Source organism: Nocardia sp. NPDC005825 (assembly GCF_040630175.1).
Lineage (GTDB): Bacteria > Actinomycetota > Actinomycetes > Mycobacteriales > Mycobacteriaceae > Nocardia.
Genome location: NZ_JBEXXC010000001.1, coordinates 950,913 through 974,101, shown reverse-complemented (window position 1 = coordinate 974,101; position 23,189 = coordinate 950,913). Strand labels below are relative to the sequence as shown.

Sequence of the window (23,189 nt, the reverse complement as noted above, 5' to 3'; positions counted from 1 at the left end):
GCTCTGCGGGAGAGCACTCGCTTCCCCCGCGTGGGGTCGCTGGTTCGATCCCAGCTAGAACCACAGGAAGCGGCCGGTCATCGCAGGTAATGCGATGACCGGCCTTTTTTGGTGCCTTTCGGCTGGTCGGTCAGAGTTGCGTGTGCCCGGAGCCGCTGATGATGATCAGCGGCATCAGCAGAGCGCCGAGAATGTCGTTTGCGGTGCATTGGGCCGAGGCGCTGGAGCTGCCGGTCGGCTGGCTGCCGCAGTTCTGCACCAGCATGGACTTGGTCGACGAACCCTGTGTGGCGGTGAGGCTGTAGACGCCTTCGGGAAGCTTCGAGCGATAGACGTACTGGATGGTCCCGGTGCCGGCCTTGGATCCGGCTTGCGGGGTGAACGTTCCGACGTTCTGCCCGTTCAACGTGACCGTGACCGGTGCCAGGGCGTCCGCGCCGCTGGTGGCCACGTAGATCGTGCAGGTATTGCCTGCCCCTTCACATCCTCCGATGCCGGTTTCGACCTGCATCAGATTCACATTGTCGACCGTCGCCGACGCCGATGCCGCCGCGACGACCGGTAGCGCCAGCATGGCCACCGTGACGGCGGCCCAACTCATTTGCCTCATCTGTACTTTCCCGTTGGAGTAGTCGTTGCCGGCACCTGAGTGCCGCTCCGACGGTAACCGCGTGATGAGGCCCCGCGGGTACAAATTGAAAAGCCGATGCTTCAGTATGTCCGTGCGCTGCGCATACGGAGATGTGGTTCAGAGTCCGTGTAACCGCGCCGCGTGCAGCGCGAAGTAGAGTTCGGCGGCGGATTTCGGGTCCGAGCAGCGGCGGCCGGTCAGCGTTTCGATGCGTCGCAGCCGCTGATGGATCGTATTGCGGTGGTAGTGCAGCTGATTGGCGACGGCGATATTGGAACCGCCGTGCTCGAACCACAATTCGAGGGTGTCGAGCAGGACCTCGCGCTCCTCGTCCGGCAGGTCCAGCACCGCGCCCAGAATGTCCTCGGCCATCTCCTGCGCCGCGAGCGGGGCGTGGGCGAGCACGGTCGGGACCGGGGTGCTGCCGTAGATCATCAGAGCCGGTGTGCCGGGCCGCAGACAGCGGGCGGCGAGTTCGGCCTCGCGCAGCGCCGCGCCCGCCGCGGACGGCGTGGGGAAGATCCGGCTCACGCCGACCCGCCCGCGGGTGCCGCGCTCGAGCTGGGCCAGGGCCTGTTCCTGCGCGCGGGGACCGTTGAGCACCAGCAGACCGACCCGCACGCCGGGTTCGGTCATCCAGACCGAATGCACGAACTGGGCGCGCAGCCGCGATTCGATGCCCGCCAGCGGTTCGTCGCCGCCCGGATCGACCTCGGCGTACGCGACCAGGAACATGCCGAGGTCGGGCAGGTGCAGCGCCCGGGTGATCTCCGGGACCGGCGGGCCGTCGATGCCGGCGCGGAACAGCGCGCGCAGCAGCTCCTGCCGCCCGAGGTCGGCGCGGGTGGCTTGCTCGCTGAGGTAGTTCGAATACGAGTCGGCGGCGGCGCTGGAGTAGTCGTCGATCAAGCGCCACACGTCCGCGCCGAGCGTGGGCAGGTCGGCCCGGTCGCTGCCGGTGGCGGTGAGCAGTGACCGCTCCCAGATGAGCCGGCCCGCCAGCCGGTAGGCGTGCAGCAGGGCGGCCAGCGGGAGCCCGAGCTCGGCCTTCATCCGCCCGGCCGAGATGGCCGGGGTCAAGCGGCGACCCGTGACGCCGGCGAGCTGGCACAGCACGGCCGCGAGATTGTCGTGCACGACGGTTCGCAACAGGTCGTCGGTCAGCAATGTCGACTCGGCATAGGCATGGTCGCCGGTGCGGATCCTCTCGACGAGTTCGCCGGTCAGATCGTCGACGTGCTCGAGCAGATTGCGCGCGACCACCCCGGGCCCGGACGGCGGCGGCCCGATCAGGGTTGTCATGGGTCCGATGGTACGCACGGCCGGGTGCGGCCCGGTGTGCTCGAGCACAGTGCACGGCCCAGGATCCGACGACCCCGGCACATGGCGGCGACCAGGCCGCAGCCAGCACCATCGAGACCGGCAGTGACGGGCGTCATATGTCGAAAGTCCGATGCGAACGAGGAGAGGTGCCGATCGTGTACGACTACGTCGTCGTGGGCGCGGGGTCCGCGGGTTCCGTACTGGCCGCGAGATTGTCCGAGAATCCGGATGTCACAGTCGCCCTGATCGAGGCGGGCCCGCTCGACACCGCCGACGAGATTCATATCCCCGCAGCGTTCCCGGGGCTGTTCAAGGGCCCGCTGGACTGGGATTTCGACACCGAACCGGAAACCGGGCTGGACGGCCGCCGGGTGTACCTGCCGCGCGGACGGGTGCTCGGCGGATCCAGCTCCATCAACGCCATGATCTACATCCGCGGCGCGCGCGCCGACTACGACGGGTGGGCCGCGGGCGGCGCCGACGGCTGGAGCTACGACGAGGTGCTGCCCTACTTCCTGAAGTCCGAGGACAACGAGGGCGGTAAGGACGCCTACCACGGGGTGGGCGGCCCGCTGACCGTCTCCGACGGCCGCTCGCGCAATCCCCTCGACGAGGCCTTTCTGCAGGCCGCCGAGCAAGCCGGGTACCGGCGCAACACCGACTTCAACGGCGCGACCCAATTGGGTGTCGGCCCCTACCAATTGACCCAGCGCAACGGCATGCGGTGCAGCGCCGCCGTCGCGTATCTGCATCCCGCGCTCGACCGCCCCAACCTGACGCTGCTCACCGGCGCCCTGGCGCACCGCGTGATCGTCGACGGCGACCGGGCGACCGGGGTGATGATCGGCTCCGGCGGCACGACCGAGGTGATCGAGGCGCGCCGCGAAGTGATCCTCGCGGCCGGCGCCTACGGGTCCGCCCACCTGTTGCTGCTGTCGGGCATCGGGCCCGCGGAGGGGTTGGAGCCCTTCGGGATCGGGGTCGTCAACGAGCTTCCGGTCGGGCAGCGGCTCCAGGACCACCTCGCGGTGTTCCTGAACTACCGCACCGATCACGAATCGCTGCTGACCGCCATGTCGCCGCAGAATCTGGAGCTGTTGCAGCGGGCCGGTCGCGGACCGCTGACCTCGAATGTCGGTGAGTCGGGCGGATTCTTCGAGACCCGCGCGGGGCTGCCCGGCCCGGACGTGCAGTTCCACCAGGCCCCGGCGCTGTTCTACGACGAGGGCATGGGTCCGCTCACCGAACACGGCTTCGGCTTCGGCCCGTGCCTGATCAGCCCGACCAGCCGCGGCGAGGTCACGCTGCGGTCCGCGTCGCCGGAATCCGCGCCGCGGATCCGCCACAACTACCTGAGCACCGAGGAAGACCGCGCGGCCATGGTCGCGGGCCTGCGCATCGCGCTCGACATCGCCGGACGGCCCGCGGTGCGCGAAGTCACCACCGGCGAATTCTCGGTTCCCGCCTCGGATTCCGATGCCGACTTGCTCGCCTTCGCCCGCCGCACCGGGCAGACGCTCTACCACCCGACCTCCACCTGCGCCATGGGCGCGGTCGTCGACTCCCGGCTGCGGGTGCTGGGAATGTCCGGGCTGCGGGTGGCCGACGCCTCGGTCATGCCGACCGTCGTCCGGGGCAACACCAATGCGCCCACGATCATGATCGCGGAGAAGGCCGTCGACCTGATCACCGCCGATTCGGAAGGAGACGCACGGTGAGCACGTCCATCCCGACCACCGTCGACACCGTCATCACCGCCCTGCGCGAGGGCGAGAAGCGCTGGGGAGAAACCACTCTGGCCGACCGCCGGACGCTGCTCGAACAGCTGCACGCCGGGGCCGCCGCGCACGCGGCCGAGTGGGTCGCCGCCGCCGCCGCCATCAAAGGCCTGCCGGCGGACTCGCCACTGCTGGGCGAGGAATGGTCGAGCGGCCCCTACACTCTGCTCACCTCGCTCGCCGCGCTCGCCGAGACGGTGACGGCGCTCGAGGCGGGACGCAGCCCGGTGGACGGGTTCCCGGTGCGCCCCGCACCGGGCGGCCGGACCGCCGTGGACGTGTTCCCGCACGGCGCGTACGACTGGTTGCTGCTCAACGGATTCCGAGCCGAGGTGTGGTCGCGGCCGGGGGTCACGGCCGAGGACCTGCGAGCGCGCGCGGGCCTGGGATTGCGCACGCCGCGCGACACCCGGGGCGTCGCGGTGGTACTCGGCGCGGGCAATATCTTCTCCATCGCGCCGCTGGACGTCATCTATCAGCTCTTCGCGGACAACCGGGTCGCGGTGCTCAAGCTCAACCCGATCACCGACCCGCTGCTTCCGGTGCTGGAGAAGATCTTCGCCCCGGCCATCGAGCGCGGGTTCGTCCGCGTCATCACCGGCGGCGCGGAGGTCGGTTCGGCCCTGGTCCACCACCCGGACGTGGCCGCCGTGCACATGACCGGCAGCGCCGCCACCCACGACGCCATCGTGTGGGGGAGCGGGGACGAGGCCGCGCGCCGCAAGGCCGAGGGAAAACCCTTGCTGGACAAGCCGATCACCAGTGAACTCGGCGGGGTCTCGCCGACCGTCGTGGTGCCGGGCCGGTGGTCGCGAGCCGATCTGCGCTACCAGGCCGAGCATCTGGTCACTCAGCGCCTGCACAACAACGGCTACAACTGCATCGCCGCGCAGGTCGCCGTCATCAGCGCGGACTGGGCGCAGAAGGACGCCTTCCTGGCCGAATTGCGCGCGGCCATCGAGCGTGCCCCGGCGCGCGCGGACTACTACCCCGGTTCCGCCGGGCGGGTGCGGTCGGCCCGCGCGGCCTACCCGCAGGCGCAGATCATCGGCGGCCGGACCCTCATCGAGGGACTGCGTCCCGTCGACAGCGAGCAGGCGCTGCGCACCGAATACTTCGCGCCGGTGCTCGGCGTCGTCGAATTGCCCGGCGACACCGGGGAATTCCTCGCCGAAGCGGTCCGGGTGTGCAACCGCGAATTCATCGGCACCCTCGGGATGAACATCATCGCCGACCCGCGCAGCATCGCCGAGCTGGGCGCCGAATTCGAGGCCGCCGTCGAGCAATTGCGGTACGGCACCATCGCGATCAACGCCTGGAACGGGGTGGGGTTCCTCACCGCCCGTGCGTCCTGGGGCGCGTTCCCCGGCCACGTGCTGGCCGACATCCAGAGCGGGGTCGGGGTGGTGCACAACGCGCTGCTGATCGAGGATCCCGAGCGCAGCGTCATCCGGGGGCCGTTCCGGCCGGCCCCGCGAGCGGTGCTGAACGGCGAATTCACCCTCTCGCCCAAACCGCCGTGGTTCGTCACCAATCGCACCCAGGCCACCACGATGCGCCGGCTCACCGACTTCGCCAAGCGGCCCCGGATATCCGCGCTCCCGGGCATTTTCGCCAGCGCACTCCGCGGCTGACCGCGGCGATCACGACAAGGAAGCTTCTCCACCACCATGAACACCGAGCCACACTCCGCTCTACCGATGCCGATGCCCAGCACCATGCAGGACGGTCCGCTCTCCCTCGCCACGCTGCTGCGCTACGCGGCGACCGTGCACGCGAACTCCACCGTCCGGACCTGGACGGGCAACGGGTCCCGCGTCATGACATACGCCGAACTCGGCCGCAGGGCAGCGCAATTGGCGCACGGGCTGCGCGCGCTGGGGGTCGAACCCGGCGACCGCGTGGGCACCTTCATGTGGAACAACAACGAGCACCTCATCGCCTACACCGGCGTTCCGGCCATGGGTGCGGTGCTGCACACGCTCAATATCCGGCTGTTCCCCGAGCAGCTGGCGTACGTGGTCGACCACGCCGCCGATCGGGTCGTCCTCGTCGACGCGTCACTGGCCCCGGTCTTCGCCGCCGTCCTGCCGTCGATGACCACGGTGCGGCACGTGATCGTGGCCAACGGGGATGCCGGCAAACTGCTCGCGCCCGAGGGCGTCACGGTCCACTCCTTCGACGAGCTGCTCGCCGACCGGCCCGTCGACTACGACTACCCGGTCATCGACGAACGGTCCGCGGCCGCCATGTGCTACACCTCCGGCACCACCGGCGACCCCAAGGGCGTGGTGTATTCGCATCGCTCGAACTGGCTGCATTCGATGAACGCGTGCACCGCCGACGGCATGGCGGTCGGCGGCCGGGACAGCATGCTGGCCATCGTGCCCATGTTCCACGCCAACGCCTGGGGACTGCCCTACGCGGCGCTGATGTCGGGGGCGTCGCTGGTCCTGCCCGACCGCTTCCTGCAACCGGGCCCGCTGCTGGAACTTCTTGCCGCCGAAACCCCCACGTTCGCCGCGGCGGTGCCCACGATCTGGAACGGCGTGCTGGCCGCCCTGGAGGATCGGCCGCAGGACATCACCCATCTGCGATCGGTGGTGGTCGGCGGATCGGCGGTGCCGCCCCAGCTGATGAAGGCGTTCGACGACAAGCACGGTGTGCGCATCATCCAGGCGTGGGGCATGACCGAGACCTCGCCGCTGGGCACCGTCGCCTGGCCGCCGCTCGGCGTCACCGGCGAGGAGGAGTTCGCCTACCGGGTCACCCAGGGGCGCTTCCCGCCGCTGGTGGAGGCCAGACTGATGTCCGAGGCGGGCGAGGAACAGCCGTGGGACGCGAAGTCGATGGGGGAGTTGGAGGTTCGCGGGCCCTGGATCACCGGCGCGTACTACGCCCCCGACGGGCCCCGGGCCGGAGCGGACACCTTCCGCGACGGCTGGCTGCGGACCGGCGATGTCGGCACCATTTCCCCCGACGGCTACCTGACCCTCGTCGACCGCGCCAAGGACATCATCAAATCCGGCGGGGAATGGATCTCCTCGGTGGATCTGGAGAACACCCTGATGGCCCATCCGGCGGTCGCGGAGGCGGCGGTCTTCGGCGTGCCCGACGAGAAATGGGACGAGCGGCCCGTGGTCGCCACCGTGCTGCGGGACGGCGCCGACGCCGATGCCGCGGCCCTGCGTGCGTTCCTGTCCGGCGCGTTCGCGAAATGGCAACTGCCCGAACGCTGGACGTTCGTCACCGAGGTGCCCAAGACCAGCGTCGGCAAGTTCGACAAGAAGCGCCTGCGGTCCCAGTATGCCGAGGGCGCCCTCGAGATCCAGGTGGTCACCGCGCAGTAACTGAATCCGATATCAAGTTCAGGGACGGCGGCGGTGATACGGTGGCGATCGTCAGCCCTCCGCGCGAGCGGGTGAGTGATCAGAAACGAGGAAACGCCGATGGCGGACGAAATTGTCGTGGTGGCCACCATGATCGCGAAACCGGGCCAGGAGGATCTGGTCGAGAAGACGATGCGGGAGGCTGCCGCCAAGGTGCATGCCGAGCCCGGCTGCCTGCTGTACGCGCTGCATCGCAGGAAGGGCGCCGCGGGTCATTTCGTCATGATCGAGAAGTGGGCGTCCAAGGACGCGCTGCGCGCTCACGGTCAGGCGGAGGCACTGCGGGAAGTCGGTGTGGCGCTCGCGGATTCGCTCGACGGGCCGACCGAGGTGCTGCTCTTCGACGCGCTGCCCGCAGGCGATCCGGACCTCGGCGCGCTCTGACGACAAGGGAGGTATCCATGACGAAAACCCGTCAGGTGCGCCTGGCCGAACGGCCGGCCGGGCTGACCACCGACAGCACCTGGTCGGTGACCACCACCGAGCTCGCGGCCCCCGGGCCCGGGGAGATGCTGGTCGCGATCACCCACATCTCGCTGGATCCGGCGATGCGTGGCTGGCTCAACGATGTCCGGTCGTATCTGCCGCCGGTCGGGATCGGGGAAGTGATGCGGTCGCTGGACATCGCCACGGTCGTGGAATCCAACCATCCGGATTTCGCCGTCGGCGATACCGTCAGCGGCACCTTCGGCGTCACCGAATACGCGATCAGCGACGGCCGCGGCGTGCAGCGCGTCGATCTGAGCCTCGCGCCCGCGCCGACCTGGCTGGGCACCCTCGGCATGCCCGGCATGACAGCGTATTTCGGCCTGCTCGAGGTCGGGAAGGTGCGCGCCGGGGACACCGTGGTCGTCTCCGCCGCCGCCGGCGCGGTCGGCAGCGTGGCCGGTCAGATCGCGAAGGCGGAGGGCGCCACCGTCATCGGGATCGCCGGCGGCGCGGAGAAGTGCCGCATCCTGACCGAGGAGCTCGGCTTCGACGCGGCCATCGACTACCGGGAAGGCGATGTCCTGCGCCAGTTGCGCCAGGCCGCCCCCGGCGGAATCGACGTCTACTTCGACAATGTCGGCGGCGACATCCTCGACGCCGCTCTCGCCAATCTCCGCCGCGGCGCCCGGGTGGTGATCTGCGGCGCGATCTCCGCCTACAACGAGGAGAAGCCCCCGCCCGGCCCCTCGCGCTACATGTCGCTGCTGGTCTTCCGGGCCACCATGACCGGCTTCGTGGTGTTCGATTACGCCGACCGCTACGCCGAGGCCGGCGCGCGATTGGGGCAGTGGCTGGCCGAAGGCCGGATCAAGAGCCGCGAACACGTGGTCGAAGGCGGCGTCGAACGCTTCGGGGAAACGCTCAATATGCTGTTCACCGGTGCGAATACCGGAAAACTGGTGCTGGCCCTCTGATCGCGCGGCGGGAGGTCAACCCATCGGCGCGGGCAGGTGTAGCCGATCGGTTGATGTGGGAGTCCTGGCCGGATTCCTACCGTTGAACACGTGAACATCACCTCGCTGATCTCCCGCCGCACCGTCGTCGTCGCCTCCACGCTCGTGGCCGCCACGGTGGGTGTTCTCCCTGCCGTGGCCTTCGCCGCTCCCGAGGCTCCGGGCATCACCGCGGTCGCCCAGGACGAGGCCTCGCCGTCCGCCGTGCTGGCCTCCACCCCGTGGAAGACCACCGACGCCCTCGACCAGAACGGTAACCGGGTCCCGTTGGACAACCCGGCCGTGTCGAACTTCGTGGGCTGGGCCTACTTCAAGGCCGACGGCACGTTCACCATGTACAACCTCGACGACACCCCGAAGATGCACGGCGACTGGACTGTTGCGCCCGACGGGTCGTCCCGCTGGATCGCCGCGAAGAACGACGCGGGCGCCGTGCTGTTCACCCGGACCGTCCCGATCATCCAGCTCGACAAGCACGCCTTCACCTACCGCGTCACCCCCAACGCCGCCGACCCGAGCGTCTACTACGACATCGTCCACACCCCCACCAACCACGCCGAGCCCGGCACCGACGACCGCGGCCCCGGCGCCAACGGCACCCCGGGCAACCAGGGCGAAGGCGGCTACCACCACAACAACGGCAACCAGCACTGATCTGTGCCGCAGACAACGAACCCGGTTTCTCCGACAGGAGAGGCCGGGTTCGTTGTTCGTCGGTCCGTTCAGGCGTGGCGGGTGCGCTTCGCGGAAGCGCTTCGCATCGCGCCGATGACGTGAGTGACCAGGGTGTCGACGAAGTCGGAGTCGGCTGGTTGGCGAGTCAGCAGGTGGCGGAAGTGGATTGGGGCGATGAGTAGTTCGAGGGCCTGGCGGGGGTCGGTGCCGGGTGGGAGTTCGCCGCGTTCCACCGCGCGGTCGATGATCTGCCGGTTGGCGCGATATCTGGTGTCCCAGAAAGTGTTCCGGGCTTCGGTGATGTCCTCGGAGTCGGTGACGTAGGCCAGGGCGCGGACCAAGCCGTCGCCCAGCGGGGTTTCGAGGTAGCTGATCAGGGCCGTGGCGAAGGCGGTGAGGTCGCCGTGGGCGGTGCCGGTGTCGGGGAGGGGGAGGGTGCGTTCGCTGGCGGTGAGGAGGACGTCGAGGAGGAGGTTTTCCCGGGTGCCCCAGCGGCGGTAGATGGAGCTGTCGCGGACTCCGGCGCGGCGGCTGATGTCGGGGATGCCGACGTTTTCGACGCCCTGCTCGGTGACGGCCTCGAGAACGGCCCGGTGGACGGCCTCCGTGACCTTGGCTGCTCGGCCGCCGGGGCGGCGTTGCGGCGCGGCGTTCTCGGGTTCGGGCATGGAGATATTTAAAGCAGATTTGCTTGCTTTTATCCAGTTGCCGTGCCTACGCTCGCAAAAGCAGAAAGTTCTGCGAACTGCTGAAGCGGAGGCACACAATGACGTCGTTGCTGGAACTGGGGAAGCAGGTGATGGTCAGTGCGCGAGCATTGACCCACACCACCGAACGGGCAGCTCAGCGGGTGGGCGTGGCGCCTTTTCTACCGCGCTTGTTCGCCGATCGGTTCACCAACCTGGGCGGGCTCCCGCCCGAGGAGTTCCGCACCCAGCTGGCCGGATGCCACTCCTTCGACGACGCCCGCTGGGCCGGATACTGGGAAGAATTCGCCGACGAGCACCTGGCCCTGGCCGACGCGGCCCTCCTGCGGCTGGGTGGACCTCGGGCCGAGCAACTGGCCGATCCGAGTGCCACCGTCGATCTGCGCGAGCTCGGTGAACTGCTCGCGCCGGCGGTGACCATCCTCGCCGACCGGGGGACGGTCGCCGATCCCGCAGCCGTAGCGCGGTTCTGCGCCGAGCATCCCGAGGACGCCGATGCCGCGATCGCGCTGGGCGAGCTGATCAAGGCGCTCGTGTACGAGTTCGTCGCCGCGTGGCCGGGGTGGACCCCGCGGCGGCTGCGCGCCTACGAGCGGTCCCACCGGCTGTGCGAGGTCCTGGTTCTCGCCCTCGCGCCCGCGATCGGCGTGACCATCGAGGTCGTCCACATCCCGGTCGGGGACGGCGAACAGGTGCGAGGTCTGCTGGTGCTTCCCGCCGGATCGGCGACTCCCGTCCCCGCGGCACTGATCACCAATGGGCTCGAAGGCACGATCCCGGAAGTGCTCATACCCATGCTGTCACAGCGGGATTCGGGTATCGGACTGTTCGTGATGGAGATGCCCGGCACCTACTCCTACCGCCGACCGCTCTCGGCCGCCTCCGAGCAGGTGTACTCGAAGGTCATCGACTTCCTGGTCGCCGAACCGCGCATCGACGCCGACCGGATCGGCATGGTGGGCTTCAGCTTCGGCGGGTACTGGTCGACGCGCATGGCCGCGGTCGATGACCGGCTCGCGGTCGCGGTGTCCAATGGTCCGCTCGCCCACCACACCTTCGGCAGGCGCAACTCGCTCGGCATGCCGGAGATCATGATCTCGACCCTGGCCTCCACCACCGGCATCCGAAACCCGCTGGCACTGTCCGGAGAACTCGCGAAACTCTCACTCGCACAGCATTATCGAGACATCGCGATACCGATCCTGGTCATCAACGGCACCCACGACACGTTGGCCGCCACCCAGGACTCGATCGATATCGCGGCCCACGCGCCACACGGAGTGCTGGCGTTGTACGCGGGAGACGATCATTGCGCCATGGGCCACGCCCTGCTCTGGTCCGAGCTCACCACCCGGTTCCTGCGTGAGCACCTCGTGACCTCCAGCCCGACTGTCGAACCCGAAGCGAAGGCGATGAAACGATGACCCTCTCGACGACACCGCCCCGGATCCGGCGGGTCCTCGATCGCGGCGAATACCGCATCGACACCCAGATCGACTCCGGCGACGGCTGGCGCCTCATCGACGAATCCAGCAGCGGCAGTGTGGTTCCCGTCATCCCGTCCGCGTTCTCCACCGACTTCGAGATCGCGCGCTACGACGCCCTCGGCCTGGCCGACGGGGCCACGGTCCTCCCGGTGTGCCCGCCCTCGTTCCGCGACTTCATGCTCTTCGAGCAACATGCCGTGGACGCCGCGCGCGGCCTGACCAAGCGTTTCATGCCGTCCGGCTACCGGATCGCGAAGCTCTACGAGGCGGTCACTCGCCGCACCTTCCCGCCGTTCCGGCCCCACTCGCTGTGGTACTCCCAGCCGATCTACTACATGTCCAACGCCCTGACCATCGTCCCGTCCGGGATTCCGGTCGCCACGCCGTCGTACAGCCGCGCACTGGATTTCGAGCTGGAACTCGGCGTCGTGCTGGGGGAACCACTGCGTGACGCCACCGTCGAGCAGGCCGCGGCCGCCATCGCCGCGGTCGTCGTGGTCAACGACTTCTCCGCCCGCGACGTCCAATTGCCGGAGATGCGTTCGGGTTTCGGGCCGCAGCGGTCCAAGCACTTCCTCACCTCGATGTCGGCGACCGCGGCCTCCGGACCCGCCGTGGCCGACCGGCTCGACCGGCTGACCGCGTCGGTCACCATCAACGGGAACACCGTGTCGCGCACCGGTACTCACGGCATGCGCTACTCCATGGCCGAGGCCATCGCACACGTGTCGCGCGGTGAGCAGCTCTATCCGGGCGAACTCCTCTCCAGCGGCACCCTGCCCGGCGGCAGCGGCATGGAACTGGGCCGTTGGCTGGAACCCGGCGACGATCTGCGCCTGGAGATCGACGGCATCGGCGTCGTCGAACACCGCATCGAGAAGTAGGGAGACGCCCATGCGGATCGATCAGGTTTCCGACTCCGTCTACGCGGTGGCCGGAACGAACGTCAACTGGGCGTTGATCAGTGATGGCTCCGGCGTCACGCTCATCGACGCCGGATACCCCTCCGACACCGACGACGTGCTCGCCTCGGTGACCCGGATCGGCCATCAGCTCACCGATATCGCCGCCGTCCTGATCACCCACGCGCACCTCGACCACATCGGTGCGATCCCCACACTGGTGGAACGGGTCGGCATGCCCGTCTACACCGGCCGCGAAGAGGTGCGCCACGCCAAACGCGAGTATCTGCAACAGATCGGCGCGGCCGGGATGCTCCGCCAGCTCGCCACCGGCCGCGGCCGCCGCTGGGTCGCCCACACCCTGCGCGCGATCAACGGGCACCTCGGCATGAAGATCCCGACCGCCACCACCGCCGACGCCGCGACCCTGGCCGCCCTGCCCGGCGGCATCGTCGAGGTGCCGACCCCGGGCCACACCAGCGGCCACACGGCCTATCTCCTTCCCTCCGAAGGAGTCCTGTTCTCCGGTGACGCCCTGGTGACCGGACATCCACTCCTCGCCGGCACCGGGCCGCAGCTGCTGCCGTCGGTCTTCCACCATGACGAAGCCGGTGCCCGCGAGAGCGCTCGCCAACTCGCGGCCCAGCCCGCGAGAATCCTCGTCCCCGGCCACGGCGAGCCGATGGCGCTCAACGGCATCCACGACCATGAAAGGTGAACGAGTGAGCAAGGTATGGCCATCGGCGGCCGATGCCGTCGCCTGCATTCCCGACGGCGCGACCCTGGCGGTCGGCGGCTTCGGGCTCTGCGGGATCCCGATGGAGCTGATCGAGGCCATCGCCGAGCGCGGCACCTCCGGTCTCGAGGTGTACTCCAACAACTGCGGCGTCGACGACTGGGGGCTGGGAATTCTGCTGTGCGCCGGTCGGATTCGCCGCGTCACGGCGTCCTACGTGGGCGAGAACAAGGAGTTCGCACGCCAGTACCTGGCCGGTGAGCTCGAAGTGGAGCTGACCCCGCAAGGCACCCTCGCCGAGCGACTGCGCGCCGGGGGTGCGGGAATCCCCGCCTTCTACACCCCGGCCGGGGTCGGCACCCCGGTCTCCGAGGGCGGACTGCCGTGGCGATACAACACCGACGGCTCCGTCGCCGTCGCCTCGCCGCCGAAGGAAACCCGGACCTTCGGCGGGAGAACCTATGTGCTGGAGGAGTCGATCGTGGCCGACTTCGCCCTCGTGCACGCCGAAATCGGCGATACCGAAGGCAATCTGGTGTTCAACAAGACCGCGATGAACTTCAACCCGTTGGCGGCCATGGCGGGCCGGTTCACCATCGCGTCGGTCGAGACGCTGGTCCAGCCGGGCGAACTCGACCCCGCACAGGTCCACATCCCGGGGGTGTTCGTCCAACGCATCGTGCCAACCGGCCCGGGGCACAAGCGAATCGAGAAGCGGAAGGTGACGGCGTGAGCTGGACGCGAGAGCAGATGGCGGCCCGAGCGGCGGCCGACATGATCGACGGCGAGTACGTCAACCTCGGCATCGGACTACCCACCCTGATCCCCAACTACCTGCCCGACGGCGTCGAGGTCATGTTGCATTCGGAGAACGGCATCCTCGGCACGGGCCCCTACCCGGCCGCCGACGAGGTCGACGCCGACCTGATCAATGCGGGCAAGGAGACGGTCACCGTGATCCCCGGCGCCGCGTTCTTCGATTCGGCCCTGTCCTTCGGCATGATTCGCGGCGGGCACATCGACACCGCCGTCCTGGGCGGGATGCAGGTCTCCCGCACCGGTGACCTCGCGAATTGGATGGTGCCGGGCAAGATGGTCAAAGGCATGGGCGGAGCCATGGACCTCGTCCACGGCGCGCGACGCGTCATCGTGCTCATGGAACACACCGACCGCGACGGTCACCCCAAGATCGTCGAACAGTGCACCCTCCCGCTCACGGGCAGGGCGGTAGTCCACCGGATCATCACCGACCTCGCCGTCATCGACATCCGTGACAGCACCTTGATCGTGCGCGAATTGGCGCCCGGCGTCGGTGCGGGACAGTTACGGTCCGCCACCGACGCCGAGCTGACCTTCGAGCTGGAAACAGGCGTTCCCGCCTGATCTCAGTTGGTCTTGCACAGCCATTCGGTGCCGTAGTGGGCGGCGTTGCCGCCGTCGAGATGCACCCAGGTGCCGCGGCCGTCGTCGCAGGGCTCACCCTCGACGTGCTGGGGAGCCGGGGGCTGCGCGGGGGTGACGCCGGCGCTGCCGGTGAAGACGCCGTCGGGCAGCGGGATGGAGATTCCGGGGAGCGGCTGCCAGGTGTCCGCGCCGGCCGTGGCGCTGGCGAAGAACGGGATGGTGACCGCGGCCCCCACTGTCAGTACTGCTGCGAAACGCTTCACGCGCGACCTCCTGGCCGATGGATCACCAACACTTGGACATCTGATCTATAGGTAGCTGATCGATAACCATTACAGGCGTCCTGGATCGATGTGCGCCCGGTGATCAGGTTTACAGGCCCGCGAGGCCCTTGCCGAGGACGGTGGCGCCCATGATCAGGAGCACCACGGTCATGACCTGGGCGTTGTAGGTCTGCAGCCAGGACTTCGTGTCGTCGAGCAGGCCGCGCATGCGGTCACCGGCGATGGCGTAGGCCAGGACCGGGCCGAGGACCGTCGAAGCCGCCAGGAGGGTGAAGACGATGACGGTGATGGTGGACCCGCCGCCGCTGAGGCCACCCGCGCCGATGGCCGCGCCGGCGGCCAGGCACAGCATGAGGTTCTTCGGGTTGGCGGCGGCCAGGGCGGCGCCCAGGCCCACGGCCTTGACGGTGGTGAGGCCGTCGATGGCGCGCATCCAGGCCGGTTGTTCGGTGTCGGTGCGGTGCTGCCACTGGCGGAGGGCGAGCACGATCAGGACGGCGCCCAGGCCGATCTTGATCCAGGAGACGGTGGCGGAGGGCTGGCCGTGGTGGCGTCCGCCGAGCGCGTCCGCGAGGAGGGATGCGATCACGGTCACCGCGAGAATGCCGGTGACCCAACCGGTTCCGAAGCCGATGCTGGCTTTGCCCGCGTTCTTCGACAGCAGCATGAGGATGCCCGCGATGATCGGGATAGGGGAGATCGCGACGCCGACCGCCAGGGGCAGGAGTTCGCCGAGTACGGAGGTCATGGGGGATCAGCTCGCCTTCTGGATGTCGCCGGGCTGCTGCGGTCCGAACCAGAGGACGGTGCTGCCGAACTCGCCGGAGGCGGTGCTCACCCGGTCCGGCGTCGACAGGGAGGCGATGACCTGATCGTCCACTGGCTTCAGAGCTCCTCTACGTCGGCGCCGAGATCGGCTGAATTTGCTATCGCATTGCTGTCCCGTCTTCACGCTAAGTCGGGACAGCGGCAATATCGGACATTTCAGCCATGTCCGGTCGCCCGCGAAACACTTCGGGCCGGGTCACCGTCGTGACCCGGCCCGAAGTGTGCTGCGGACAGCGGAGGACTAGCCCCGGCCGCAGATGCCGTTGAGCAGCACGCCCATGGAGCTGATCTGGGCGACGTCGCCGTTGGCGAGGGCGTTGGCGAAGTTGTCGATGGCGGTGCGCTCGTCGCCCGAGGCCTCGATGGCGCGCAGGCGGTCGGCGACCTCGCGACGCTGCTGCGGGCTCGGGCCCAGCGAGCCGTAGCTGTTGTAGATGTCGCCGGCGGTCTGGCAGGCGGGGGACAGCGCGCTGGCGGTGCCGGCGGGGAGCACGAGCATCGCGCCGATGGCGCTGGCGGCCAGGAGGGAAGCGGGCAGGATTTTGCGCATACGGTTACTCCTCGAAGCAAGGTTCGGTTTATCGGCTCCGAGTCTGCCTGATGGCCGGGCGAATACGATCATCCGCCGCCCGCCAGTCGGTGAGGTTGGCGGATTCTGGCCGTGGGGTCGGGGTTCAGCGGCGGCCAGCGGCGTGCAGTTCGGCCGCTGTCGGCGGCGTGTCCGAGGTGCTGCGGTACTTCCGCAAGGTCGCGGGTTCGTCGAGAACGAGCCAGGTGACCGCGTCGTTGAGACCGCCGCGCCGCGCCCACACGGTCACGCCGACCCCCGGGGTGTGCGCGCCGGACGACACGCGAGCCCCGATCTTGTCGAGGGCGTGGCGGACCGCGGTCGATTCCAGCTCGGGCAGCCCGGCCAGGGCCACGAACCCGCCCGGCCGGGCCCCCATCCGCAACAACATGCGGGCGAGCCGGTTCGACCAGCGGTCGAGGTCCTCGGACGTGAGCGAGACGCCGCCGACGGAGGCCACCACCCCGTTCGGGGGCGAGCGCCGCTCGGGCGGGTCGACGGCCGGGTCGGCGGCCGGAGTGCGCGGGGGCATCGTCGAACGCATCGGAAATCCTCTCGAGTCGTTGAATCCACCACTCGTACAGTCGATTTCGTGCCGAAATGGCCGCGTGTCCGTGCGCCCTGCCGACCCACTCCACGCTAGGCAGGCGAGAACCGGCCGTAAACCCCGATCGGGCGACCCTCTTGCGTGCCCGCACCCGCCAGTGTCGGTCCGGAGCGCAATACAAAACGGCAGGCACCCGGGGGTCGGGTGCCTGCCGTCGGTCGTCCGGCCTCAGGCCGCGGTCGGAACCTCCAGTCCGCGTCGCGTCCGGACCGGCCACCGCAGGTGATCGGCGTCGATCACGTACGGGTGGGTATGGACGTAGAAGCCGTCGGCCCGCAGTTCGGCGTCGCCCAGCCGGTCCGGGTCGATGCTGCCGACCGGGTGCAGGTGGGTGATCACCTCCGGATCCTCGCGCGGCCACATCCGCGCCGCCACGGTGATGCCCGCCGTCGCCAGCACCGCCAGGGTCACCCAGGTAACGGTGAATCCCGCTGTGGTGGTGAGCCATCCGGTGACCGGGTAGGTCAGCAGCCACGCCAGGTGCGAGAGCGAGAACTGGGCCGCGAACAACGCGGGACGATCCGCTGCCCCCGAGGAGCGGCGCAGCACCTGACCGGTGGGGGTCAGGATGGCCGCGGTGCCCGCGCCCACGGTGGCCCACACCGCCAGGGCCGCAACCCATCGCCAGTCACCCGCGTCGGCCATCGACAGCGCGATGGCGGCGGCCAAGCCGGCCAGCAGGGTGACCGCACCGGTCAGCATGACCAGGCGGGTGCCGATCCGATCCAGCACGCGGGGGAGCGACAGTGCCACGAGCATCGTGCCGAAACCATTGGCCGCCAACAGCATCGCCACGCCGGACTGGGTGCCGCCGAGGGTGTCGCGGACGTAGTTGACGGTATTGACCATGATCACCGATCCGGCCGCCGCGACCACCAGGTTCAGCCCGAGCAGTCCGCGCAGCCGCGGGGTGGCGACGAAGATCCGCACCCCGGCGGTGATCCGCTCCCGGAACGAATCACCGCCGGTGGCAGTCGAGTTCGGGATCCGGGTGGCCAGCACCAGGACCGCCGAGACCGCGAAGCCGATCGCGGTGCCCACGAACAGCCAGTGGAAGCTCATCACCGTCAGCGCGGCCGCGGCGAGCATGGGGCTCAGCAGCGTCTCCATGGTGGCGGCCAGCTGCGCCGCCGACAGCGCGCGGGTGTACTCGCGCTCGTCGGGCAGGATGTCGGGGATCACCGCCTGATAGGTGGGTGTGTATGCGGCCGAGGCGGTTTGCAGGATCGCGATCAGCACGTAGATCTGCCAGATCTGATCGATGAACGGCAGCGCCAGCACGACGGCGGCGCGCACCAGGTGCAGCCCGGTCAGAAAACCACGGCGGGGCAGGCGATGCGCGTACGCGGCGACCACCGGCGCGACGGTCACGTACATCAGCATCTTGATGGTGAGCGCGGTCCCCAGCACCGCCGCGGCCGCGCCGCCCGCCAGATCGTAGGCCAGCAAACCCAGTGCGACGGTGGTCAATCCGGTGCCGAACAGACCCGAGACTTGCGCGGTGAACAGTCGCAGATAGTCCCGATTGCGGAAGAGGGAGGTGAGCATGGGGGCGGATTGCATCGGAATTCTCCTCTTCTTGGTGTTCTACGGGAGGGACGTTAATACCCCTTGGGGGTATGTGCAACCCTGGTTCCTGTGATGCACCCCACGGGTCCCGGAAAGACCCCGGCCTGTTGACGAAATACCATAGGGGGGTATGGTAGCGGCGAGAACGCAGCCGGAACCGGCTGTCCCGAGCGAAGAGGAGCCCAAGTCATGAGCACCACCACCGTCACCGTCACCGGAATGACCTGCGGCTGCTGCGCGAACTCCGTGAGCAAGGAGGTCGGCAAGATCTCCGGCGTCACCGGCGTGAACGTGGATGTCGCCAGCGGCCGCGCCGTCGTCGACAGCGACGCCCCGATCGCGCCCGGCGCCCTCGCCACCGCGGTCGCCGACGCGGGCTACACCCTCGCGGACTGATCCGGCATTCACCCCGAAAGCGGCAGACACTCCTCGGTGTCTGCCGCTTTCGCGTGTTGCCACGCCGACATTCGCCGATGGCGAGGGATTCTCGCGAACTTATGGCAACCTATCCGGTGCTTCAGCGAAGGCTGGGATGCGGATCGAGGAGCGGTATATGGGGAAGATGGGTAGGCGGAAGCGGTCTCGGCTCATTACGCAGGGACTGATGACTTCCGGCAAGACGCGGCCGGAGGCCGCGCAGGTGACGCGGGACGCGGCCGTCGCCGCCGAGCCGGTGGCCGCGGTGGCCGTCGCGGAGCAGCCGGTCGTGGCGCAGGCTGCCGCGGCCGCGGTGTCGGAATCCGCTGCCGGGCAGCCGGACATCAAGGCGCTGGCCGAGCGGGTCAAGGCGCGCCGCAAGGAGCACGGCTGGACGCAGGCCGATGTGGCGAAGAAGGGCGGCCCGTCCGCGGGTTCGATCAGTCAGATCGAGCGGTGCCTGATCGAGGAGCCCGCCGAGGATCTGCTGGCCAAGCTCGACACGGCGCTGGAATGGCCGTCGGGTACCGCGGACGGCATCGTGCGCGGACTGGTCGGCGCGGCGAGCTGATCGTGCCGACCGCCCGGCCGAGGTGACGAGGCCCCGATCGGATCACCGATCGGGGCCTGGCCGTCTTCGAAGCGATTGCGCGCCGGGTGATTACGTGTGCGCCGCGCCGTCGATGCGGATCTCGGTGCCACTGATGAAGCGGCCGTCGTCGGAGACCAGCATGGCGATGACGCCCGCCACGTTCTCCGGGCCCGCGAGCTCTTCCGGATTGTCCTGCGGCAGTACGGCGATCAGGCGGCCGAACAGCGACCAGTCGGAGTCCTGCGGCAGGTAGCCGGGGGTGGCGTCGGTGATGCCGGACTTGATGCCGCCGGGCGCCACGCTCACCGCGCGCAGACCCTGCTTGCCGTATTCGAGGGCCAGCACGTGGGTCAGCGTCTGAACGCCGCCCTTGCTCGCGGAGTACGCGGCCATGTAGGGGTGCGCGAAGGTGGCCGAGGTGGAACTGAAGTTGACGACCGTGCTGCGCGGGTTCGCCAGCAGCGCGGGCAGGGCCTCCCGGGTCACCAGGAAGGTGCCGGTGAGGTTGACATTGATGATCTGGTTCCACAGGTCGAGGGACGTCTCGTGGGTGTGAGCCGCGCGCAGCATGCCTGCCGCGTTCACCACCGCGTCCAGCCCGCCCAGCGCCTCGACGGCGGTGCGCACACCGGCGATGACCTCGGCCTCCTGGCCGATGTTCATCTCGACCGTGGTCAGGCGCGCGTCGGTGCCGGCCTCGGCGGCCTGCTTGCGGGTCAGTTCCAGGCCCTCGACATTGACGTCGGCCCCGGCGACGACCGCGCCTTCGGACAGCAGGCGGAGGACGGTGGCCTGGCCGATGCCGGATCCGGCACCGGTAACCAGAATGCGGCGCTGCTCGAGACGGTTCATGGGTCACTTCCTGATCGGTTGAACCAGCTTCGTCGGTGAAGCTAGTTTCTGACACGATATGCCGAAAATGGCACGCAACGCCAGGAAACGTTTTCGGTCTCGGTACAGTTCCCGGGTGAGCAGCGAGCGAAACCGTGCCGGCCGACCGGCCCTGAGTGAGACCCGCCGCGCGGCCACCCGCCGCGAAGTCGCGACGGTGGCCGCGCACCTGTTCATCGAAAACGGTTACGCCGCGACCACGGTCGAGGAGATCGCCGCGGCCGCCGGCATGGGCCTGCGCACCTTCTACCGCTATTTCGCGGGCAAGGAGGACGTGGTCGCGCCGCTGCTGGCCATCGGCACCCAGGCCTGGGCCGACGAGCTTTCCGCGTGCCCGCCGGAACTGCCGCTGCGTGAGGCGCTGAGCCGGTCCTATCGGATCGCGACCGTGGGCACGCTGGCCGCGGAGGGCATCGTCGAGAACCGGCTGCGGCCGCTGGTGCGGGCCGCCACCCAGCTCCCGGCGCTGCGCGCGACCTGGCTGCGAGTGCAGTACGACTGCGAGACCCAGCTCATCCCGATCATCGCCGCCCGCACCGGCCGCGCCGCCGACGACCTCGATGTGGCGCTGGCCGCGGCCATGGCCAATACCGCCGTGCGGCTGGCCACCGAACTGTGGGCCGCGGGCGAGGAATCCGGTTCCGCCGCCGATGTTCTCGACACCTGTCTGGCCCGGCTGGCCACCGACAGCCTGCTGTAGCAGCCCGACCGGGCACTGTGGCGTTCGATACCCCTGGGGGGTGGCCGCCCGTCGGCGACTAGGATGGGTGACGTGGCTGATCAGCGCGTTGCGCCGGGAGCGACCGGATACGTCCGGCTGCTCGGTGTGCTGGCGCTGCTGCTCGGGATCGCGGCCATGCACGCCGGTGTCTTCTCGGCGGGCCACGATATGCCCGCGGCCTCCGGGCCGAGTGTGGTGGTGGCCGAATCGATGGCGGCCTCGGGTCACGCGCCCGGTCCCCAGGGCGATCATTCCGGCGGGCACACGAGCTCGCACGGCTGTGACTACCTGATCCTGACCGGGCTGCTGCTCGGCATCGGCCTGGTTCTCCTGGGCTGGATCACCGACAGGTCCCGCGATGTCCGTCCACCGGCGCTCGCGACGTGGCGGATTCACCGCGAGCGTCCCCCGCCCTGGACCTCGCTCTCCCTCTCCGAACTGTCGATTCTGCGGATCTGACAGGTCGTGCGCCGCGCCCGGATCCGGGTTCGCGGCCGACCTTCCGATCCCGGCCGACGCCCGTGCGGGCGCGCCCAGAACTCGACAACTCAGGGAGAAATCATGTCCTCCAACCGTTCCCCGCTCGCGCGTCCGCTGACCCGGCGCGGGCTGTTCGCCGTCGGCGCCGGCACCGCGGCCGCCGTGACGCTGGCCGCCTGCTCGAAGAATCCGGCCCCGGCGCGTGGGCTCGTGACACCCGACTCCGAGGCCGTGCGGGCCGCCGAGGCCGCTCGCCGCGCGGCGGGCGCGGCCGTGCGCGAGGTGAGCCTGCGCGCCGAACCGACTGTGGTCGACCTGGGTGGCGTGCGGGTGCCGACCTGGGCTTTCGGCGGCCGGGTGCCCGGACCCGAGATCCGTGTCTCCAAGGGTGAGGTGGTGCGTGCCGACGTCACCAATGCGCTGCCCGCCCCGACCACCGTGCACTGGCACGGCATCGCACTGCGCAATGACATGGACGGTGTCCCCGACGTCACGCAGCCGCCGATCGCGCCCGGCGGGACCTTCCGCTACGAGTTCACCACGCCCGACCCCGGCACCTACTTCTTCCACCCGCACGTCGGCGTCCAGCTCGACCGCGGCCTGTACGCGCCGCTCATCGTGGAGGACCCGGCCGACGGCACGGACTACGACGTGGAAGCCATAGTGGTACTGGATGATTGGCTCGACGGCGTCGACGGCCGCGACCCCGACCGGGAGTTGCGGCAGCTGCGGGACCAGGGCATGGCCGGGATGAACATGGGCGGGTCCGGCATGAACCACGGCGGCATGAACATGGGCGGAGGCGGTATGTCCATGTCGGCCGACCCCAACGCGCCGCTCGGCTCCGATGCCGGGGACGTCACCTACCCCTACTTCCTCATCAACGGCAAACTCGGCACCGACCCAACGGTATTCACCGCCCGGCCCGGTCAGCGCATGCGGCTGCGGATCATCAATGCCGCCGCCGACACCGCGTTCCGGGTCGCGCTGGGCGGGCATCAATTGCGCGTCACCCACACCGACGGCTTCCCGGTGCGGCCCGTCACCACCGCGAGCCTGCTCATCGGCATGGGTGAACGCTACGACGCCATCGTCGAACTGACCGACGGCGTCTTCCCGCTGGTCGCCACCGCGGAGGGTAAGAGCGGCCGCGCCTTCGCGCTGGTCCGCACCGGCGGCGGCACCCCGCCCCCGGCCGACGCGCGACCCGCAGAACTCGCCGTCGCCCCGCTCACCGCGGACGGCCTGACCTCCGCCGAACCCGTTCGGCTCCAGCCGAAACAGCCCGACCGGACTCTCGACGTCACCCTCGGCTCGGACATGAAGAGCTACGTCTGGACCATCAACGGCAAGGCCTACCCCGACCACGCCATGCTGGATGTCTCCCAGGGGCAGCGCATCCGTCTGCGCTTCCGCAACCAGTCGATGATGTTCCACCCCATGCACCTGCACGGCCACACCTACCAGGTCGTCAATCGCGACGGCACGGGCCCGCGCAAGGACACGTCGATCGTCACCCCCATGCAGACCGTGGAAGTCGACTTCGACGCCGACAACCCGGGCCAGTGGATGCTGCACTGCCACAACGCCTATCACGGCGAAGCGGGGATGATGGGCATCCTGTCCTACGTGCGCTGAGGATCGGTGGCCGCCCGCCGGTCCATGGCCGTGGACCGGCGGCCGAGCCGCTCGCGCTCGGTCCCTGAATCCGTTGTAGCGCAGCACCATCGGTGGGCTGATGTCCGATTTATCGAGACT

At 69.2% G+C, this 23,189-nt stretch carries 26 protein-coding genes; 16 read left to right on the top strand and 10 right to left on the bottom strand.

Annotated elements, in window-relative coordinates; all coding sequences use genetic code 11:
- Window positions 1-130: 130 nt before the first annotated feature.
- Together ABZ382_RS04675 and ABZ382_RS04670 are read right to left on the bottom strand one after the other, a co-directional pair.
- Entirely contained in the window at window positions 131-601 is a 471-nt protein-coding gene (locus ABZ382_RS04675; RefSeq protein WP_357083950.1) for a hypothetical protein, read from the bottom strand.
- Between the two features lie 147 nt (window positions 602-748).
- A complete protein-coding gene (locus ABZ382_RS04670) occupies window positions 749-1,933 on the bottom strand; it encodes a helix-turn-helix domain-containing protein (protein ID WP_357083947.1) in 1,185 nt (394 codons plus the stop codon).
- A gap of 176 nt (window positions 1,934-2,109) precedes the next feature.
- Between ABZ382_RS04670 and ABZ382_RS04665 the strand changes: the two genes are divergently transcribed.
- From ABZ382_RS04665 to ABZ382_RS04640, 6 genes are all read left to right on the top strand, one after another.
- Window positions 2,110-3,672 carry a GMC family oxidoreductase N-terminal domain-containing protein gene (locus tag ABZ382_RS04665; protein WP_357083944.1) on the top strand — a complete coding sequence of 521 codons (1,563 nt, stop codon included), beginning with the start codon at window positions 2,110-2,112 and terminating at the stop codon, window positions 3,670-3,672.
- Window positions 3,669-5,366 (top strand): aldehyde dehydrogenase family protein, encoded by a 1,698-nt coding sequence (locus ABZ382_RS04660; RefSeq protein ID WP_357083942.1) that lies wholly within the window; start codon window positions 3,669-3,671, stop codon window positions 5,364-5,366. Before ABZ382_RS04665 ends, ABZ382_RS04660 begins: the two co-directional genes overlap by 4 nt.
- A 72-nt stretch (window positions 5,367-5,438) precedes the next feature.
- Complete coding sequence (locus tag ABZ382_RS04655) at window positions 5,439-7,082, top strand: long-chain fatty acid--CoA ligase (RefSeq protein ID WP_357084073.1); 1,644 nt, start codon at window positions 5,439-5,441, stop codon at window positions 7,080-7,082.
- Between the two features lie 99 nt (window positions 7,083-7,181).
- Complete coding sequence (locus ABZ382_RS04650) at window positions 7,182-7,505, top strand: putative quinol monooxygenase (protein ID WP_357083939.1); 324 nt, start codon at window positions 7,182-7,184, stop codon at window positions 7,503-7,505.
- Between the two features lie 17 nt (window positions 7,506-7,522).
- Entirely contained in the window at window positions 7,523-8,524 is a 1,002-nt protein-coding gene (locus ABZ382_RS04645; protein ID WP_357083936.1) for an NADP-dependent oxidoreductase, read from the top strand.
- 90 nt (window positions 8,525-8,614) lie between these two features.
- Window positions 8,615-9,217 (top strand): DUF4822 domain-containing protein, encoded by a 603-nt coding sequence (locus tag ABZ382_RS04640; protein ID WP_357083934.1) that lies wholly within the window; start codon window positions 8,615-8,617, stop codon window positions 9,215-9,217.
- Window positions 9,218-9,285: 68 nt separating this feature from the next.
- On the opposite strand, the gene ABZ382_RS04635 is transcribed toward ABZ382_RS04640, so the two are convergent.
- A complete protein-coding gene (locus tag ABZ382_RS04635) occupies window positions 9,286-9,906 on the bottom strand; it encodes a TetR/AcrR family transcriptional regulator (RefSeq protein WP_357083931.1) in 621 nt (206 codons plus the stop codon).
- A gap of 98 nt (window positions 9,907-10,004) precedes the next feature.
- On the opposite strand from ABZ382_RS04635, the gene ABZ382_RS04630 reads away from it, so the two are divergent.
- Genes ABZ382_RS04630 through ABZ382_RS04610 form a run of 5 tightly spaced genes read left to right on the top strand, consistent with a single transcriptional unit; the run spans window position 10,005 to window position 14,453 of the window.
- Complete coding sequence (locus ABZ382_RS04630) at window positions 10,005-11,369, top strand: alpha/beta hydrolase (protein ID WP_357083928.1); 1,365 nt, start codon at window positions 10,005-10,007, stop codon at window positions 11,367-11,369.
- Window positions 11,366-12,316 (top strand): fumarylacetoacetate hydrolase family protein, encoded by a 951-nt coding sequence (locus ABZ382_RS04625; RefSeq protein ID WP_357083925.1) that lies wholly within the window; start codon window positions 11,366-11,368, stop codon window positions 12,314-12,316. Before ABZ382_RS04630 ends, ABZ382_RS04625 begins: the two co-directional genes overlap by 4 nt.
- A gap of 10 nt (window positions 12,317-12,326) precedes the next feature.
- A complete protein-coding gene (locus ABZ382_RS04620) occupies window positions 12,327-13,052 on the top strand; it encodes an MBL fold metallo-hydrolase (protein WP_357083922.1) in 726 nt (241 codons plus the stop codon).
- A 4-nt stretch (window positions 13,053-13,056) separates the two neighbouring features.
- Window positions 13,057-13,803, top strand: a complete 747-nt coding sequence (locus ABZ382_RS04615; RefSeq protein ID WP_357083919.1) for a CoA transferase subunit A — start codon at window positions 13,057-13,059, stop codon at window positions 13,801-13,803.
- Window positions 13,800-14,453, top strand: coding sequence for a CoA transferase subunit B (locus ABZ382_RS04610; RefSeq protein ID WP_357083916.1), 654 nt, complete (start codon window positions 13,800-13,802; stop codon window positions 14,451-14,453). Before ABZ382_RS04615 ends, ABZ382_RS04610 begins: the two co-directional genes overlap by 4 nt.
- A gap of 2 nt (window positions 14,454-14,455) precedes the next feature.
- Here the strand turns inward: ABZ382_RS04610 and ABZ382_RS04605 are convergent, their stop codons facing one another.
- The 6 genes from ABZ382_RS04605 to ABZ382_RS04580 all read right to left on the bottom strand — a co-directional run bounded on the left by ABZ382_RS04605 (window position 14,456) and on the right by ABZ382_RS04580 (window position 18,309).
- Window positions 14,456-14,737, bottom strand: coding sequence for a hypothetical protein (locus ABZ382_RS04605; RefSeq protein WP_357083912.1), 282 nt, complete (start codon window positions 14,735-14,737; stop codon window positions 14,456-14,458).
- Between the two features lie 109 nt (window positions 14,738-14,846).
- A complete protein-coding gene (locus ABZ382_RS04600) occupies window positions 14,847-15,506 on the bottom strand; it encodes a GAP family protein (RefSeq protein WP_357083909.1) in 660 nt (219 codons plus the stop codon).
- A gap of 6 nt (window positions 15,507-15,512) precedes the next feature.
- Window positions 15,513-15,638, bottom strand: coding sequence for a hypothetical protein (locus tag ABZ382_RS04595; protein WP_357083906.1), 126 nt, complete (start codon window positions 15,636-15,638; stop codon window positions 15,513-15,515).
- Window positions 15,639-15,827: 189 nt separating this feature from the next.
- Window positions 15,828-16,136, bottom strand: coding sequence for a hypothetical protein (locus ABZ382_RS04590; RefSeq protein WP_357083903.1), 309 nt, complete (start codon window positions 16,134-16,136; stop codon window positions 15,828-15,830).
- Between the two features lie 124 nt (window positions 16,137-16,260).
- Window positions 16,261-16,698, bottom strand: a complete 438-nt coding sequence (locus ABZ382_RS04585) for a hypothetical protein (protein ID WP_357083900.1) — start codon at window positions 16,696-16,698, stop codon at window positions 16,261-16,263.
- 231 nt (window positions 16,699-16,929) lie between these two features.
- Window positions 16,930-18,309, bottom strand: coding sequence for an MFS transporter (locus tag ABZ382_RS04580; RefSeq protein ID WP_357084071.1), 1,380 nt, complete (start codon window positions 18,307-18,309; stop codon window positions 16,930-16,932).
- Between the two features lie 210 nt (window positions 18,310-18,519).
- Between ABZ382_RS04580 and ABZ382_RS04575 the strand changes: the two genes are divergently transcribed.
- Together ABZ382_RS04575 and ABZ382_RS04570 are read left to right on the top strand one after the other, a co-directional pair.
- Window positions 18,520-18,726, top strand: coding sequence for a heavy metal-associated domain-containing protein (locus tag ABZ382_RS04575; protein WP_357083897.1), 207 nt, complete (start codon window positions 18,520-18,522; stop codon window positions 18,724-18,726).
- Window positions 18,727-18,934: 208 nt separating this feature from the next.
- Window positions 18,935-19,318, top strand: a complete 384-nt coding sequence (locus ABZ382_RS04570; protein WP_357083894.1) for a helix-turn-helix domain-containing protein — start codon at window positions 18,935-18,937, stop codon at window positions 19,316-19,318.
- A gap of 90 nt (window positions 19,319-19,408) precedes the next feature.
- On the opposite strand, the gene ABZ382_RS04565 is transcribed toward ABZ382_RS04570, so the two are convergent.
- Window positions 19,409-20,191 carry an SDR family oxidoreductase gene (locus tag ABZ382_RS04565; RefSeq protein ID WP_357083891.1) on the bottom strand — a complete coding sequence of 261 codons (783 nt, stop codon included), beginning with the start codon at window positions 20,189-20,191 and terminating at the stop codon, window positions 19,409-19,411.
- A gap of 115 nt (window positions 20,192-20,306) precedes the next feature.
- Between ABZ382_RS04565 and ABZ382_RS04560 the strand changes: the two genes are divergently transcribed.
- From ABZ382_RS04560 to ABZ382_RS04550, 3 genes are all read left to right on the top strand, one after another.
- Window positions 20,307-20,930, top strand: coding sequence for a TetR family transcriptional regulator (locus tag ABZ382_RS04560; protein ID WP_357083888.1), 624 nt, complete (start codon window positions 20,307-20,309; stop codon window positions 20,928-20,930).
- A gap of 72 nt (window positions 20,931-21,002) precedes the next feature.
- Window positions 21,003-21,410: a DUF6153 family protein gene (locus tag ABZ382_RS04555; RefSeq protein ID WP_357083885.1), complete on the top strand. Its 408-nt coding sequence runs from the start codon at window positions 21,003-21,005 to the stop codon at window positions 21,408-21,410.
- Between the two features lie 102 nt (window positions 21,411-21,512).
- Complete coding sequence (locus ABZ382_RS04550) at window positions 21,513-23,069, top strand: multicopper oxidase family protein (protein WP_357083882.1); 1,557 nt, start codon at window positions 21,513-21,515, stop codon at window positions 23,067-23,069.
- Window positions 23,070-23,189: the final 120 nt, after the last annotated feature.

Bases quoted from the DNA above. Each gene is read 5' to 3' on its own strand.
- ABZ382_RS04650 (WP_357083939.1), top strand. From the start codon at position 7,182: ATGGCGGACGAAATTGTCGTGGTGGCCACCATGATCGCGAAACCGGGC.
- ABZ382_RS04675 (WP_357083950.1), bottom strand. From the start codon at position 601: ATGAGTTGGGCCGCCGTCACGGTGGCCATGCTGGCGCTACCGGTCGTC.
- ABZ382_RS04565 (WP_357083891.1), bottom strand. From the start codon at position 20,191: ATGAACCGTCTCGAGCAGCGCCGCATTCTGGTTACCGGTGCCGGATCC.
- ABZ382_RS04635 (WP_357083931.1), bottom strand. From the start codon at position 9,906: ATGCCCGAACCCGAGAACGCCGCGCCGCAACGCCGCCCCGGCGGCCGA.
- ABZ382_RS04600 (WP_357083909.1), bottom strand. From the start codon at position 15,506: ATGACCTCCGTACTCGGCGAACTCCTGCCCCTGGCGGTCGGCGTCGCG.
- ABZ382_RS04550 (WP_357083882.1), top strand. From the start codon at position 21,513: ATGTCCTCCAACCGTTCCCCGCTCGCGCGTCCGCTGACCCGGCGCGGG.
- ABZ382_RS04625 (WP_357083925.1), top strand. From the start codon at position 11,366: ATGACCCTCTCGACGACACCGCCCCGGATCCGGCGGGTCCTCGATCGC.
- ABZ382_RS04575 (WP_357083897.1), top strand. From the start codon at position 18,520: ATGAGCACCACCACCGTCACCGTCACCGGAATGACCTGCGGCTGCTGC.
- ABZ382_RS04620 (WP_357083922.1), top strand. From the start codon at position 12,327: ATGCGGATCGATCAGGTTTCCGACTCCGTCTACGCGGTGGCCGGAACG.
- ABZ382_RS04655 (WP_357084073.1), top strand. From the start codon at position 5,439: ATGCCCAGCACCATGCAGGACGGTCCGCTCTCCCTCGCCACGCTGCTG.
- ABZ382_RS04570 (WP_357083894.1), top strand. From the start codon at position 18,935: ATGACTTCCGGCAAGACGCGGCCGGAGGCCGCGCAGGTGACGCGGGAC.
- ABZ382_RS04585 (WP_357083900.1), bottom strand. From the start codon at position 16,698: ATGCGTTCGACGATGCCCCCGCGCACTCCGGCCGCCGACCCGGCCGTC.
- ABZ382_RS04670 (WP_357083947.1), bottom strand. From the start codon at position 1,933: ATGACAACCCTGATCGGGCCGCCGCCGTCCGGGCCCGGGGTGGTCGCG.
- ABZ382_RS04645 (WP_357083936.1), top strand. From the start codon at position 7,523: ATGACGAAAACCCGTCAGGTGCGCCTGGCCGAACGGCCGGCCGGGCTG.
- ABZ382_RS04580 (WP_357084071.1), bottom strand. From the start codon at position 18,309: ATGCTCACCTCCCTCTTCCGCAATCGGGACTATCTGCGACTGTTCACC.
- ABZ382_RS04590 (WP_357083903.1), bottom strand. From the start codon at position 16,136: ATGCGCAAAATCCTGCCCGCTTCCCTCCTGGCCGCCAGCGCCATCGGC.
- ABZ382_RS04630 (WP_357083928.1), top strand. From the start codon at position 10,005: ATGACGTCGTTGCTGGAACTGGGGAAGCAGGTGATGGTCAGTGCGCGA.